This is a genomic window from Exiguobacterium sp. s63, assembly GCF_018617335.1.
GTDB lineage: Bacteria > Bacillota > Bacilli > Exiguobacteriales > Exiguobacteriaceae > Exiguobacterium.
The window spans coordinates 162,216-175,836 of record NZ_JACSKB010000003.1 but is presented as its reverse complement, the minus strand read 5'-3'; the positions used below and the strand labels follow the sequence as shown (position 1 = coordinate 175,836).

Annotated in this window: 14 protein-coding genes; 5 read left to right on the top strand and 9 right to left on the bottom strand. The window is 47.0% G+C overall.

All coding sequences use genetic code 11. The features are described 5' to 3' along the window. Nucleotides 1-14: 14 nt before the first annotated feature. Both KNO90_RS11310 and KNO90_RS11305 read right to left on the bottom strand, forming a co-directional pair. Entirely contained in the window at nucleotides 15-686 is a 672-nt protein-coding gene (locus KNO90_RS11310; RefSeq protein WP_215113624.1) for an MFS transporter, read from the bottom strand. Nucleotides 687-804: 118 nt separating this feature from the next. Next, nucleotides 805-1,446 carry a hypothetical protein gene (locus KNO90_RS11305; RefSeq protein ID WP_215113623.1) on the bottom strand — a complete coding sequence of 214 codons (642 nt, stop codon included), beginning with the start codon at nucleotides 1,444-1,446 and terminating at the stop codon, nucleotides 805-807. Nucleotides 1,447-1,635: 189 nt separating this feature from the next. Between KNO90_RS11305 and KNO90_RS11300 the strand changes: the two genes are divergently transcribed. Then, nucleotides 1,636-3,261, top strand: a complete 1,626-nt coding sequence (locus KNO90_RS11300) for an ABC-F family ATP-binding cassette domain-containing protein (protein ID WP_074034112.1) — start codon at nucleotides 1,636-1,638, stop codon at nucleotides 3,259-3,261. Nucleotides 3,262-3,293: 32 nt separating this feature from the next. On the opposite strand, the gene KNO90_RS11295 is transcribed toward KNO90_RS11300, so the two are convergent. Further along, the gene (locus tag KNO90_RS11295) at nucleotides 3,294-4,043 is read right to left on the bottom strand and encodes a FixH family protein (RefSeq protein ID WP_214742562.1); all 750 of its coding nucleotides are present in this window, start codon (nucleotides 4,041-4,043) and stop codon (nucleotides 3,294-3,296) included. Nucleotides 4,044-4,308: 265 nt separating this feature from the next. On the opposite strand from KNO90_RS11295, the gene KNO90_RS11290 reads away from it, so the two are divergent. Further along, nucleotides 4,309-5,505, top strand: coding sequence for a LysM peptidoglycan-binding domain-containing protein (locus KNO90_RS11290; protein ID WP_215113622.1), 1,197 nt, complete (start codon nucleotides 4,309-4,311; stop codon nucleotides 5,503-5,505). 65 nt (nucleotides 5,506-5,570) lie between these two features. After that, nucleotides 5,571-5,834 (top strand): LlsX family protein, encoded by a 264-nt coding sequence (locus tag KNO90_RS11285; RefSeq protein WP_214742560.1) that lies wholly within the window; start codon nucleotides 5,571-5,573, stop codon nucleotides 5,832-5,834. Nucleotides 5,835-5,860: 26 nt separating this feature from the next. Here KNO90_RS11285 and KNO90_RS11280 read toward each other — a convergent pair whose 3' ends face one another. The 5 genes from KNO90_RS11280 to KNO90_RS11260 all read right to left on the bottom strand — a co-directional run bounded on the left by KNO90_RS11280 (nucleotide 5,861) and on the right by KNO90_RS11260 (nucleotide 11,657). Next, nucleotides 5,861-6,298, bottom strand: coding sequence for a hypothetical protein (locus KNO90_RS11280; RefSeq protein ID WP_215113621.1), 438 nt, complete (start codon nucleotides 6,296-6,298; stop codon nucleotides 5,861-5,863). Continuing rightward, nucleotides 6,295-7,620, bottom strand: a complete 1,326-nt coding sequence (locus tag KNO90_RS11275; RefSeq protein ID WP_214742558.1) for a PepSY-associated TM helix domain-containing protein — start codon at nucleotides 7,618-7,620, stop codon at nucleotides 6,295-6,297. Before KNO90_RS11275 ends, KNO90_RS11280 begins: the two co-directional genes overlap by 4 nt. 216 nt (nucleotides 7,621-7,836) lie before the next feature. Continuing rightward, nucleotides 7,837-9,105 carry an isocitrate lyase gene (aceA, locus tag KNO90_RS11270; RefSeq protein WP_214778497.1) on the bottom strand — a complete coding sequence of 423 codons (1,269 nt, stop codon included), beginning with the start codon at nucleotides 9,103-9,105 and terminating at the stop codon, nucleotides 7,837-7,839. Between the two features lie 75 nt (nucleotides 9,106-9,180). Beyond that, nucleotides 9,181-9,477, bottom strand: coding sequence for a hypothetical protein (locus KNO90_RS11265; RefSeq protein ID WP_214742556.1), 297 nt, complete (start codon nucleotides 9,475-9,477; stop codon nucleotides 9,181-9,183). Further along, nucleotides 9,474-11,657 carry a malate synthase G gene (locus KNO90_RS11260; protein WP_483299295.1) on the bottom strand — a complete coding sequence of 728 codons (2,184 nt, stop codon included), beginning with the start codon at nucleotides 11,655-11,657 and terminating at the stop codon, nucleotides 9,474-9,476. The genes KNO90_RS11265 and KNO90_RS11260 overlap by 4 nt, the downstream gene beginning before the upstream one ends. Nucleotides 11,658-11,838: 181 nt before the next feature. Here KNO90_RS11260 and KNO90_RS11255 point away from each other — a divergent pair, with 181 nt between their 5' ends. Beyond that, the gene (locus KNO90_RS11255) at nucleotides 11,839-12,285 is read left to right on the top strand and encodes a MarR family winged helix-turn-helix transcriptional regulator (protein WP_078146066.1); all 447 of its coding nucleotides are present in this window, start codon (nucleotides 11,839-11,841) and stop codon (nucleotides 12,283-12,285) included. Next, nucleotides 12,282-12,917 carry a nitroreductase family protein gene (locus KNO90_RS11250; protein ID WP_074036693.1) on the top strand — a complete coding sequence of 212 codons (636 nt, stop codon included), beginning with the start codon at nucleotides 12,282-12,284 and terminating at the stop codon, nucleotides 12,915-12,917. The genes KNO90_RS11255 and KNO90_RS11250 overlap by 4 nt, the downstream gene beginning before the upstream one ends. A gap of 40 nt (nucleotides 12,918-12,957) precedes the next feature. On the opposite strand, the gene KNO90_RS11245 is transcribed toward KNO90_RS11250, so the two are convergent. After that, nucleotides 12,958-13,620, bottom strand: coding sequence for an NAD(P)H-dependent oxidoreductase (locus KNO90_RS11245; protein WP_015880376.1), 663 nt, complete (start codon nucleotides 13,618-13,620; stop codon nucleotides 12,958-12,960). Nucleotide 13,621 lies beyond the last annotated feature (1 nt).

The window sequence follows — 13,621 nt, the reverse complement described above, 5'->3', positions numbered from 1 at the left end:
CCTTGGAACAGCATTTACATACCAAAAATAAACACATTCAATCGACTGAACGTCCATACTTTCTTCCAGTCCGTTTGAACCGTTTGTATCGATATACGCACTTTAGACGTTGTTGGCTTCCATTCAAGCTGAGGCAATCTCGTTAATAACAATGCCGAAAAGAAAAAGGAGGCAGCGTTGATCCATATCGCGACACTTGTTGTTGTCACGAGGAGAAGGAATCCGGAGAGGGCGGGACCAATCAAAAATGCACCTGACGTGATTGCTTGTCGGTAAGCATTAAATTGTTTGCGTCTTGTCGTCGGAATCAATTTTGCGATGTATGAAAATGATGAGACTTCAAAAAAAGATTTTGCGACAGCAAGCAGATACAAACTTCCGTACAACAGCCATAGTGATTCCATAAAAGGAATTCCAATTAATAAAACTCCCCGTATCACATCCGTCCAAATCATCATATTTTTTAGAGACGACCGATCAACGATACTTCCAATCCAGAACTTCGTCATGACTGAAGCGAGCGGACCAATCATCCACAGGCCTGCAACAGCCATCGCTGAATCCGTCAGACGATACACAAAAACATTGATTGCTACTAAATATATAAAATCACCCATACTCGAAATTCCAAATGCGGTTAACAATGAACCTGTTTCAAAACGATGCTTGTTTTCTGTTTGAATCATATGCTCCCCTTTACCTGCAACCTCGCCCACCCCACTAAATTTTTTATTCTTACTTGAGCGCATTTGCAGAATATCTTATTTGAATCAAATACGAACGGCGACTAAAGTCTTCGAAGTGTCAGCTACCTTGTTGATCGATAATCTCACCATTTACAGAAATTCCTCGTACAATCGCTCCTACCCCGATTTGAAAATAATATCGACCCAGACCCTTTCGAATCATCGTTGCCTCGGTGAACATGGTGTCGTGATGGGATTTCGTTTCAACTGTATCGATTTTTGGATTGTTCACTTCTCCAAATGTCACATCGAAAGCATATTTGACGTTGCCTTCATCGTCATAGTCTCTTAAAAAGGTGTCGTACACGGTGAGGTTGTCGTTTTCATAGTGGGTCCATCCTGCCGGTCCTATAAGCTCCCATCCCTCTTTATCATTCCCCTCAAAGAACTGGACGACTAATGCCTCCGTCTCATTTTGAAACTCAATATCATCTTGAAACTCCACGACATCTTCAAATTCTGTAGAATCCGGAATCGTCGTGTACATGACGATGGTCACCCCATCGTGTTGTGTTGTATAAATCAATTTATTCATGTCATAAGTTAGACCTTTAGCCAACGCCTCGTCAAAATCATCATATTTCCCAAATTCAAACTTCCCTACCTCAAACGTTTGAAGTTCATTCTTCAATAGCGAATTCACGATACTTGAACTGACCGCAATGAATAGGACGATCAGCCAGAGTCTAATTTGTTTCATAGTACCCCCCATTTGATTCACGTGCATTTCTGTTCTACATAATATTTCCATCTTACGTTGTAGAATCCTCTATCCTAATGCACAAGTTTTTCTTTAACCTTTGTGAATCATGACGTGACACTGCGCGATTTTCAAAAACGTGATACAATACACGTCGTAAACTAATCAGAAAAACGAGGGATACCATACATGATTACAGTAAATAACGTCAGCCTACAATTTGGCGGCCGTAAGTTGTTCGAAGACGTGAACATCAAGTTCACACCAGGCAACTGTTACGGATTGATTGGTGCGAACGGTGCCGGTAAATCGACATTCTTAAAGATTTTATCAGGTGAGCAAGATACGACGACGGGTGATGTCAGCATCACACCGGGTGAGCGTCTCGCGGTCCTCAAGCAGGACCACTACGCTTATGAGGACAGTGCTGTACTCGAGACCGTCATCATGGGTCACGAGCGTCTTTATAGCGTCATGAAAGAAAAAGACGCCATCTATATGAAAGAAGATTTCTCAGACGAAGATGGAATGCGCGCAGCTGAACTCGAAGGGGAATTCGCTGAGTTGAACGGTTGGGAAGCAGAATCAGAAGCGTCGATGGTCCTTCAAGGTCTCGGGATCTCAGAAGCGCTTCACCAGAAACAAATGAGCGAACTCACAGGTGGGGAGAAAGTCAAAGTCCTTCTTGCCCAAGCGCTCTTCGGTAAGCCAGACATCTTGCTTTTGGACGAGCCGACCAACGGACTTGACCTAAAAGCAATTCAATGGTTAGAAGAATTCTTAATCAACTTTGAAAACACAGTCATCGTCGTTTCCCACGACCGTCACTTCTTGAACAAAGTCTGTACGCACATGGCAGACCTCGACTTCGGAAAAATCCAATTGTATGTCGGGAACTACGACTTCTGGTATGAGTCAAGCCAACTTGCTACACGTATGGCGGCAGACCAGAACAAGAAGAAAGAAGAGAAGATTAAAGAACTTCAAAACTTCATCGCGCGCTTTAGCTCGAACGCCTCGAAAGCGCGTCAAGCGACGTCGCGTAAGAAGTTGCTCGATAAGATCACACTTGATGACATCCGTCCGTCGTCACGTCGCTATCCGTTCGTTGGATTCACGATGGAGCGCGAGATCGGAAACGATGTTCTCTATGTCGACAACGTTTCGAAGACGATTGACGGCGTGAAAGTGCTCGACAACGTCACGTTCTCACTTAACAAAACGGACAAAGTCGCATTCGTTGGTCGTTCGGACGTCGCCATCACGACACTCTTCAAAATTCTCATGGGTGAGATGGAACCAGACACAGGGTCAGTTAAATGGGGCGTGACGACGACTCAGTCATACTTCCCGAAAGACAACTCGGAATACTTCGAGGGCTCAGAAAAGAGCATCCTCGACTGGTTACGTCAGTTCTCTCCTGCTGATGAGTCAGACACGTTCCTTCGCGGATTCCTTGGTCGTATGCTCTTCTCAGGTGAAGAAGTCATGAAGAAGGCGTCTGTCCTCTCAGGGGGAGAAAAAGTACGTTGCATGCTCTCGAAGATGATGCTTTCGAACTCGAACGTGCTCGTCCTCGACGATCCGACGAATCACTTGGACCTCGAATCGATTACGGCACTCAACAACGGTCTCGAGTCATTCAAAGGTGTGCTCCTCTTCAGCTCACATGACCATCAGCTCATCTCGACGATTGCGACACGCATCATCGAAGTGACACCGAATGGCATCGTGGACAAAGAAGCAACATACGATGAGTACTTGGAGAACGAAGCGCTTCAACAACAAGTTGAATCTCTTTACCAAAATGCATAATAAAAAAATCGGCTCAACGTGAGCCGATTTTTTTATTTAACGTTTACCGTCTCCATGACGTGCTCATGAATATCATGACCTTTCGTGACATGGACTTGGACGTTGTATGCGCCTGATTCAGCAAAGGTGTGTACACCTTTATACATCCCAGCATCTGCTTCCTCTAACTTCACCCACTCATGCTTCTCTGCCCCGTCTTGGAAGATTTCGAGTTGTACTTCCGCCCCAGCGAGCATCTCGTCTTCAATCATGACGTGCACCATGAATGGTTGCTCTTCTCCCGCTGTCGCCTCTTTCGGGTCAAGCGTGATATCCGCTCCGGCATGGTGATGATGCTCACTCTCTTCTTCCGCTTCAGCAGCCGTTTCTGGATGTCCGACCGTCACATTTGTCGTAGGCATCGTATGCATCGAACGCGCTGTCACGTGCACTTGAACTGTATAAACCGCTTCTTCAGCGAACGTCGTCTCGGCTTCATAGACACCGTCTTTCGTGAGTGACGCCTTGATCATGTCACTTTCTTCTTTCGCACCGTTCTTCCATACTTCGAACTTGATTTCATCCGCATCGTCTACAGGTTGACCATCTTGCGTGACGTGAACCGACAAGGGTACAGCTTCTCCTTTTTCAGCTGTTGCCTCAACCATCAATTCTGCATCTACTGGCTCCATTGATTGCGGAACAGTTGCACTTTCCGCTTCTTTCTCCGTGCCGCACGCACCGAGTACAAACAGCCCGATGAGCCCAAACACGACCCCAAACCGTGTCATCATCTTTTTCATTATAAGTCCTCCTTATAAATCGCTTACATCTTTCACACATTGTTCATGATACCATCTCTTTCCAAAAAGAGTGTGAGCATTCTGTGATATAACCCACGATATGTTCTCACAAATTTCACACATATAGTTGAATCGAAATTTGTTGTGTACATTTCCGTATTTTAGTCCATCACTTCTAAAAAGGGGTATATAAAATATATTAAGGTTAAACATTTGGAAAGTCTTAACATCAAGGGAGTTACATCATGACTGGAGGCGAATTCAGATGAAACGTAAGGTCATTCGTGGGGCGATGGCACTGTTCATCTTATTAGCGATGGTGATCACACAATCGATTTCCGTCAGTGCCGCCGCTTCAACATTTATAACGAGCGTGAATACGACGAGCAAGGTCGTCGCATTGACGTTCGATGACGGGGCAGACGGGGCGAACACGAACAAGATTTTAGACATTTTAACAAAAAACAACGTCAAGGCCACTTTCTTTTTAACGGGTTCGGGCGCAAATAATCATCCACAGTACATTAAAAACATCGCCGCAAAAGGGCATCAGCTCGGAAACCACTCGTATACACACCCAGACTTCACCAAACTGACTGCCACTCAAATGAAATCCGAGCTCGACCGCACGGAAGCTTTGATTAAATCGTTGACGGGAAAAACAACAAAACCGATTTTCAGAGCCCCGTTCGGTGCCGTCAATAGTACCGTATTGAACGGTGTGGGGGCTGCCGGATACGGCTACACGATTCAATGGAACATCGATACGATTGACTGGAAAGGATTAACCGCAAGTCAAATCAATACGAAAGTTCAGACCAACATTAAGCCGGGTTCAATCGTCTTGATGCATACAGGTGCGGGTGCACCGGGTACCCCACTCGCATTACCGACGATGATTTCACAACTGAAAGCAAAGGGCTACAAATTTGTCACGGTCTCGCAATTACTGGCGTATCAAAACACATCGACGAACAAAACGTATACCGTGAAATCAGGCGACACATTGTATAGCATCGCACGGACGTATGGCGTCACCGTATCCGCTCTTGCTGCCGCCAACAACATCACGAACTACAGCTTAATCTACGTCGGACAAGTGCTCATCATTCCAGGAACAACCGTCACACCACCACCTACAACGACTGTGAAATATACCGTGAAATCTGGCGATACGCTCTATAAGATTGCAACGATGTACAATACGACCGTCGCAAAGATTGCAGCCGCCAATAACATCACGAACTACAGCTTAATCTACGTCGGACAAGTGCTCATCATTCCAGGAACGACTGTCACACCACCACCTACAACGACCGTGAAGTATACGGTGAAATCGGGCGATACGCTCTATAAGATTGCAACGATGTACAATACGACCGTCGCAAAGATTGCGGCAGCCAATAACATCACAAACGTCAACTCCATCTATGTCGGACAAGTGTTAACCATTCCGAAATGAGTGCACTGCGAATCTTTTCCTCTTTCTGTGACGTATGCTAGACAAACAGGAAAAGAGGAACCATTATGACTCGAATCGCAATCCGCGTTAGTATCACTGCACTCATCGGATTTGTTGTCTCCATTGCCACATTCTCGATTTTGATTTGGCTCGGTTATGAACAAGCACTCACATCCGGTGAGCCAATTCAATTCTTCACTCGTGACATTTATCAATTCGAAAACGGAATCGGGGTCGCCAACCAGAATCAGATGGCCATCCTCGGTGCCGGATTCGTGGGCATTGCCATTCTCATTGGAGAGATCGGGATACGTCTTAAACGAAAGTAACCGCTGCATACGCAACGGTTACTTTTTTAATGCTGATGTTCACCGCTATGGTCGTGTGAGTGAACGATTGGTTGTTGCAATTGGTCGATTTGGTCTTGCGGTACATCACCGACAATCATCCACGCTGAAGGCGTATAGACCTTCTGCCCTTCATGGACCATGCCGTTCACTTGATAGATTCCCTGGTCGAGCTTCACGCTCGTCACGAGATAGCTATCCTTTTCTGTCACTTCATACGTCCGGGTCTCTTCCGAATCGTAAGGTGTGACTTGGATATGGCTTTCCGTCACGCGTTCGTCATTCGATACTTTCATCGCAAGCGTTGTCGACCCGACTTTTACACGTTCAGGTACGATCAGTTGAATCCCGATCGGATCAATGGTGCGTTCTACTGGTTGAAGCTGACACGCGCCTAACCAAATCGTCGCTAGGATGACAGGAAGCACTGTTTTGAATCGTCTCATGCTGCCACCTCCGCTTTCAACTTCCGGCGTCCAATCAACCAATCAAATACAAGAACGACAAGGATACTGATTCCTGCGAGCGGTAATGTCACACCGAGCAGTAAAATCAAGATACCGACGATTCGTTTGATCCGGTCGTCTTCAAATCGTTTCATCTGTTCGATTGATCCGACTTTTCGTTTACGCCACATCACGAACGAGCTGATGACAACGAAAATGAGACTTAGACAAAGCGTGACTCCGACCAATTGATTAAGCAAACCGAATAGGCGACCTTCATGGAAGGCAATTCCGACCGTAATCAGTTTTCCGAGAATCCCGTAATCTGCGTATGTCACAGAGCTGAGTGTTTCACCACTGTATTGATCTAAGTTCACCGTCGCTTCTTTAAACGGATGACCCGCCGCCGAGGTGACGGTATAGACGCCAGTTTCGCCTTCCGGAAGTGAGATCGTGTACGGTCGATCGATCGACGTATTGTTCACGACCTGATTCAAATCAATTGGCAGAAGCGTACTTGGAGAAGACGTTGGAACGAGATCTGCCTGGGTCGCCCAAGGCACGTCTTCCGCCACATCTTTTGTCGTCACGGTCGATTCTGGCTTGGCGCCAAACGCATAGGCATATATTGGTGCTCCCGTGTTCGTCGACGAGGAAACCCACTGCAACATCGCACCCGAAACGGATGACCAGGCAAGACCTGAACTGATGATGATGACGAGACCGAATGATGTCCATAAAGCGACGCTACCATGCATCTGTTTCCACCACTGCCGGCCTTTCCCGAGCTTCGGCATAAGCATCCGAATCGGATTCTTACCGCGCGGCCAGAATAAGAACGTTCCCGTGATGAGTAGAATAATCGCCCATGACGCCGCGAGCTCGACAACCCAGTTCCCAATTTGTCCCCCCAACAGCGTGCCATGAATGACAAACAGTAAATCCATGCTACTTTCAGCAGTTCGTGTTCCTAAAACTTCTGTCGTTTCCGGATGAATATATGTATACATCATCTCGTCTTCGTTCATCCAACCGATTCGAGTCGATTCACCTTCATCCGGCAATCGAATTGAAGTGATCATCGCATCCGGATATTCTGACCTAAATGATTCCTTTTGAACTTCTATCGGCTGTTCTTCCGTGAATGATGCCGTCATCATGTCTTTGTACTGCATCTTCGTTACTTGTGGTTCAAATAAATAAATGCTCCCTGTCACAGCCAGGATAATGAAAATCGGTGCAAATATAAGACCTGCATAAAAGTGCCAACGCCAAACCGCTTGATACCAAGCGTTGCGTTTGTTCAATCGTTCCCCCTGCATAACGCTTCCCCCTTTATCATTGTGTCCAACTTGTGAACAGATTGAGTATACAAGGAATGGAAACGGTTTATTATTACTATTTGTGACAACTATTCGTCGAATTGGAGAAGTGAAAATGAACTTCGATTCACCCTTATTTCACATATTCATCGACTGGTCTCACACACTTTCACATAAAGAAAGAGACACCAACAAATTGGCGTCTCCAAAATATGATCAATTTGTGAACTGCTCTGCTTCTGTCGATCCAGCCAGTGCAGTCGTTGATGATTGCCCACCTGAGATGACGAGCGAGACTTCATCGAAGTAACCCGTCCCGACTTCACGTTGGTGACGTGTCGCTGTGTAACCATGTACTTCAGCCGCAAATTCTGCTTGTTGTAACTCCGAGTAGGCTGCCATGCCACGGTCTTTGTACCCACGTGCGAGCTCGAACATGCCGAAGTTGAGCGCGTGGAATCCAGCGAGTGTGACGAACTGGAACTTGTAGCCCATTGCGCCGATTTCTTGTTGGAACGTGGCAATCTCTTCGTCTGACAACTTCTTCTTCCAGTTGAACGATGGTGAGCAGTTGTAAGCGAGAAGTTTTCCTGGATACTTCGCATGAATCGCTTCGGCGAATTGACGTGCCTCTGCCAAATCTGGTTCAGACGTCTCACACCAGACGAGGTCTGCATACGGTGCATAAGCGAGTCCACGAGCGATTGCTTGCTCGATACCAGCTTCCGTACGATAGAAGCCTTCCGATGTACGCTCTCCAATGATGAACGGGTGATCGATTGGGTCGATGTCGCTTGTGATCAAGTTCGCTGCGTGCGCATCTGTCCGCGCTACGATGATTGTCGGGACGCCCATGACGTCTGCCGCGAGTCGAGCCGAAATCAAGTTTTTCACAGCCGTCTGCGTCGGGAGTAATACCTTTCCACCAAGGTGACCACATTTCTTCTCAGACGAGAGCTGGTCTTCGAGGTGAACACCGGCAGCTCCTGCTTCGATCATCGCCTTCGTCAATTCGAATACGTTGAGCACCCCACCGAACCCTGCTTCCATATCCGCGACAATCGGTGCGAACCAATGCGTATCGCCTTTTCCTTCTGCCGTTTGAATTTGGTCGGCACGTTGAAGTGCCTGATTGATTCGTTTGACGACACTCGGCACCGAGTTGGCCGGATATAGACTCTGGTCCGGATACATATGACCTGACAGGTTCGCATCCGCCGCTACTTGCCAACCACTCAAGTAGATGGCTTCGAGTCCTGCTTTTACTTGCTGAATCGCCTGGTTCCCTGTCAATGCACCAAGTGCATGGACGTAGTCACGCTCGTGCATCAATTGCCACAAGCGTTCCGCTCCTTTTGTCGCAAGCGTTTGTTCAATCACGATAGACCCTCGTAATTTCATGACGTCTTCTACAGAGTACGGACGTTCTACACCTTCAAATCGTTCTGACTGCCAGCTGTTCAATAATTCTTCGCGTTGTTTCATCAATAAACCCTCCTGTATTATATTAATTTTGATAAATTTAATTTGTTATATAACAGATATTACAAACGAAATGACTTAGTCGAGGTAAGCACAGCATTCCAATGCTGCCTTAAACGTCGAATGCTCCATCCCGCAACAACGACAGACGTTCTCTTCGTCCCGATCTTCCGGCTTGCGGAATACGACGACTTCATCGATCGGCTCTTTCATGATTTGAAGTGAACCGTCTGTCCGGTCCAAAACGAGGCGCATCAAGTCGTTACCATATACGAATGCTGTATTCGCCAAAGATGCAGTCGATTTTCCAGATACGATGCGGCGGACGACCCAACGTTCAATCAACTGTTCGCTTTCCATTTTTTTCGTTGTCATGATAAGGTTCCTCCTTTTAAATTGAACTCCACAGTTTGTCGTTTCATAAATTCACGGCGGCGGCGATGTAAGATTGGTTCCGTATACCCGTTCGGCTGTTTCAACCCATGAAACACGAGTTCGTGGGCAGCTTGATAGGCGATCGACTGATCGACGTTCGGCGTCATTGGTCGATAATTCGGATCTGACTCGTTTTGTTCGTCGACGACTCGTGCCATCCGGTAAAGCGTGACCTCCACTTGATCCGCTGAACAAATGCCGTGATGTAACCAGTTGGCCACGTGTTGGCTCGAAATTCGGAGTGTCGCCCGGTCTTCCATCAGTCCGATATGGTGAATATCTGGCACTTTCGAGCAACCGACGCCTTGTTCGACCCAACGAACAACGTATCCGAGCAATCCTTGCAAGTTGTTCTCAAGCTCTTCTTTAATCTCTTCTTGCGAATAGATACGCGTCGCGAGCGGGATATCAAGGAGCTGTTGCCGTTCATGTTTCAAATGAGGCTGCTTGATCAATTCTCGCTGTATGTCAAAAGCATCGAGTTGATGATAGTGCATCGCATGGAGCGTCGCTGCTGTCGGTGAAGGCACCCATGCCGTCGTTGCCCCGGAGCGTACGTGTGCCATTTTTTCACGCATCATGTCCTGCATCCGGTCGGGCATCGCCCACATCCCTTTTCCGATTTGTGCTTGATGATGGAACCCGCTCTCGAGACCGGCTGATACATTCAACCGTTCATATGCAGCGAGCCAAGGTGACGTCTTCATTTCTCCCTTCCGACGCATCGGTCCGAGTGTCATCGAGGAATGAATCTCGTCTCCCGTCCGGTCAAGGAAGCCCGTATTGATGAAGACGACTCGATCTTTTACTTGCGCGATGCAATTTTTCAAATTGAGCGATGTCCGTCTCTCTTCATCCATCACGCCGACTTTCAACGTATAGCGAGGAAGGTCCAGTAGATCTTCTACGGCGTCAAACAAGTCATTGGTGAATGCTACTTCTTCAGACCCGTGCATTTTCGGCTTGACGATATAGATCGACCCTTCCCGAGAGTTGAGACGACGATGGAGATGGCGACTTGCGATCAATGAAGTGAAGATGGCATCAACGATCCCTTCTGGCACCTCACGCCCTTCTGCATCAAGGATCAAATCCGTCGTCATCAAGTGTCCGACGTTCCGAATGAATAGAAGTGCGCGTCCTGGGAGCACGACTTCCGCCCCACCTTTTCCAATCAAACGCTTATCTTCGTTTAAACGTCGAGAGAGTCGCTTCCCATTCTTTTGGAATGAGGCTTCAAGCGTCCCATTCATTAGACCGAGCCAATTGCGATACAAATGAACTTTGTCTTCCGCGCAAACGGCTGCGACCGAGTCCTCACAATCCACGATTGCGGATAGGGCTGATTCGAGCTCGATGTCCATCAGTCCAGCAGGATCGACTTTGCCGACCGGATGTTCTCGGTCGAATTGAAGTTCCACATGTAAGGCATGGTGTCTGAGCATCAACGTCTTCAACTCGTTTGGTTCCCCGGTGTAACCGACGAAGAAATCATCTGCGAATGAATGCTCGTCGTCTCCAATCACCGCATAGGCGACATCGTCACGAACGACGTATCTTGTCACTTCCTCGTGCGATCCTGACGGCAGCGGGAACGTGTCATCCAAAAACTGTTTCGCCAACCGAACGACTTCCTTACCGCGAACGGGATTATATACTCGTCCCTTTTCCATACCGTCTGTCTCGTCAATCATGTCCGTCCCATAAAGGGCATCGTAGAGACTTCCCCATCTGGCATTGGCGGCGTTGAGTGCATATCTGGCATTATCTAACGGGACAACGAGTTGTGGTCCAGCTTGATGCGCGATTTCATGATCGACATGCGACACATCGATGTGAAAATCTTCGACGACCGGTTCGATATAGCCGATTGACGTTAAAAATGTCTCATATTCGATTGGATCGACTTCCTCTTGACGACTGTACCACTCCTGTAACAATCGCTCGTATGTCGTCCGTTGCTCTAGAAGTGTCTGATTCACTGGAATGAAACGCTCTAGAAGCGATTCGACGCCTTCCCAAAAAACGTTGATTTCATGGGGATCAAGAACGTTTTTATTCACAAGTTCAATCAGTTTCTCATGAATATGATACGTATTTAGTCGTTCATAGTGTTCCAAGCGTTCACATCCTCCTTTAATCATTGTTATATATCAGTTGATTACAATATAGTCTATTATATAACAGTTTGACAACCCATTTCTTAAAACTTTTTATTTGAAATCTCGTCACGATGGGTTTACTATACATTGTGTGACCCATCAATAATTGAGTCATCAATGATTTGAGGAGGCGATGTGCATGCGAGATTCTTGCTCGCTTCGTGATCAAATTCTCTATCACATCATCACCGTACAAAAAGAATTGGGGCAATTATTCGACTCGGAAATGGACGGACTCAGCTTGAGTCGCTACGACATTTTAAGCAACCTGTATCACGTCGGTCCATTGCGGCAACGTGAATTGCAGCAACGTGTCGATGTCGATCACGCCGCCATCACCCGACACCTGAAACAATTAGAGACACAAGGACTCATCACGCGGAGACGCTGCGAACAAGACAACCGTGTCATCTATGTCGAGTTGACAGACGATGGTCGTGAACAAATTGCACATTGGACTGAGCAAAAAGAGTGCTTAACGGACCGACTTTTTGTCAACATGAAGGTAGAGGATCAACAACAGTTACTAGCATCACTCACGATGTTACAAGATACTATTGACCATGAAAGGAAGACTACAATATGAACACTGCTACACAAAAAGACTTTATGGAGATTGTCAAAGGACGCCGTTCGATTCGTGTATACGATGAGAACGTCAAAATCTCAAAAGAAGAAATGACACAAATTCTTGAAGAAGCGACAACAGCTCCTTCATCACTTAACTTACAACCATGGCGCTTCGTCGTCATCGATAGCGCAGAAGGAAAAGAAACACTCCTTCCACTCGCAAGCTTCAACAAACGCCAAGTGGAAACATCTTCAGCTGTCATCGCCCTCTTTGCTGACTACCAAATGGCAGATTACACAGAAGAGATTTTTGATACAGCGGTAGAGCGCGGTATGATGCCGGCTGAAGTCCGCGACCGTCAAGTCGACATGATCAAAGGCATCTTCAAAGATGCACCGAAAGAAATGGTCAAAGACAGCATCATGCTCGATTCAGGTCTTGTTGCGATGCAACTCATGCTCGTCGCACGTGCGCACGGGTATGACACAAACCCAATCGGCGGATACGACAAAGCGAACATCGCTGAAGCGTTCGGTCTCGACAAAGAACGTTACCTTCCAGTCATGCTTCTCTCAATCGGGAAAGCAGCAGAAGAAGGGTATCCATCAGTCCGCTTCCCAGTCGACCGCATCACAGACTGGAAATAATTCAAAAGAGTCAATCGCCGAGGCGATTGACTCTTTTTTTTCATCCGATATATTTGACGACTTCGTTAAAGTCACGACGTGTTTTCGGTGCGAAATCGCGCGCTCGATACCCAAATGCAACCATGACTGAAAGTGACCATTCGCCTCGTTCCATCACGCCTTCTGAGATGAGCAACTCATCGATTTCCTCTTGATTGAACCCTTCGATCGGGCATGAATCAATCTCGATTTGTGCGGCAGCCGTCATCATATTTCCGAGCGGGATATATGTCTGACGCTTGATCCATTCTTGGAAGACACGCTCATCATCTAAGAGACGGTAGTCGTTCTCCTGGAACTCTTGTACCCGTTTCACGCGTTGTGCGTATTCTTCTTCCGTACGGCCCTGTACACCCGTCACGATATGACGAATATAGTCCGCATCATAACGCATGGCTTTAGGGGTTCTTGCGAGGATCAACACGAAGTGACTGGCAGTCAGTGCCTGACCTTGCGCTCCCCATGCATGATCTTTAATTTTTTGGAGTAAATCTTCCCGACGCACCACGACAAATTGCCATGGCTCGAATCCGAACGAACTCGGCGAAAGACGTCCCGTCTCTAAAATGAACTCCATGTCCTCTTCTTTGATTTTACGATCCGCATCGAACGCTTTCGTCGCTTGACGCCAACGATACGCTTCTAAAATGTCTTTCTTTTTCATC

Excerpts from the sequence above, each read along its gene's own strand:
- aceA (WP_214778497.1), bottom strand. The coding sequence starts at position 9,105 with ATGAAACAACGCGAAGAATTATTGAACAGCTGGCAGTCAGAACGATTT.
- KNO90_RS11285 (WP_214742560.1), top strand. The coding sequence starts at position 5,571 with ATGACTCGAATCGCAATCCGCGTTAGTATCACTGCACTCATCGGATTT.
- KNO90_RS11265 (WP_214742556.1), bottom strand. The coding sequence starts at position 9,477 with ATGACAACGAAAAAAATGGAAAGCGAACAGTTGATTGAACGTTGGGTC.
- KNO90_RS11250 (WP_074036693.1), top strand. The coding sequence starts at position 12,282 with ATGAACACTGCTACACAAAAAGACTTTATGGAGATTGTCAAAGGACGC.
- KNO90_RS11280 (WP_215113621.1), bottom strand. The coding sequence starts at position 6,298 with ATGAGACGATTCAAAACAGTGCTTCCTGTCATCCTAGCGACGATTTGG.
- KNO90_RS11305 (WP_215113623.1), bottom strand. The coding sequence starts at position 1,446 with ATGAAACAAATTAGACTCTGGCTGATCGTCCTATTCATTGCGGTCAGT.
- KNO90_RS11300 (WP_074034112.1), top strand. The coding sequence starts at position 1,636 with ATGATTACAGTAAATAACGTCAGCCTACAATTTGGCGGCCGTAAGTTG.
- KNO90_RS11290 (WP_215113622.1), top strand. The coding sequence starts at position 4,309 with ATGAAACGTAAGGTCATTCGTGGGGCGATGGCACTGTTCATCTTATTA.
- KNO90_RS11245 (WP_015880376.1), bottom strand. The coding sequence starts at position 13,620 with ATGAAAAAGAAAGACATTTTAGAAGCGTATCGTTGGCGTCAAGCGACG.
- KNO90_RS11275 (WP_214742558.1), bottom strand. The coding sequence starts at position 7,620 with ATGCAGGGGGAACGATTGAACAAACGCAACGCTTGGTATCAAGCGGTT.
- KNO90_RS11255 (WP_078146066.1), top strand. The coding sequence starts at position 11,839 with ATGCGAGATTCTTGCTCGCTTCGTGATCAAATTCTCTATCACATCATC.
- KNO90_RS11310 (WP_215113624.1), bottom strand. The coding sequence starts at position 686 with ATGATTCAAACAGAAAACAAGCATCGTTTTGAAACAGGTTCATTGTTA.
- KNO90_RS11295 (WP_214742562.1), bottom strand. The coding sequence starts at position 4,043 with ATGAAAAAGATGATGACACGGTTTGGGGTCGTGTTTGGGCTCATCGGG.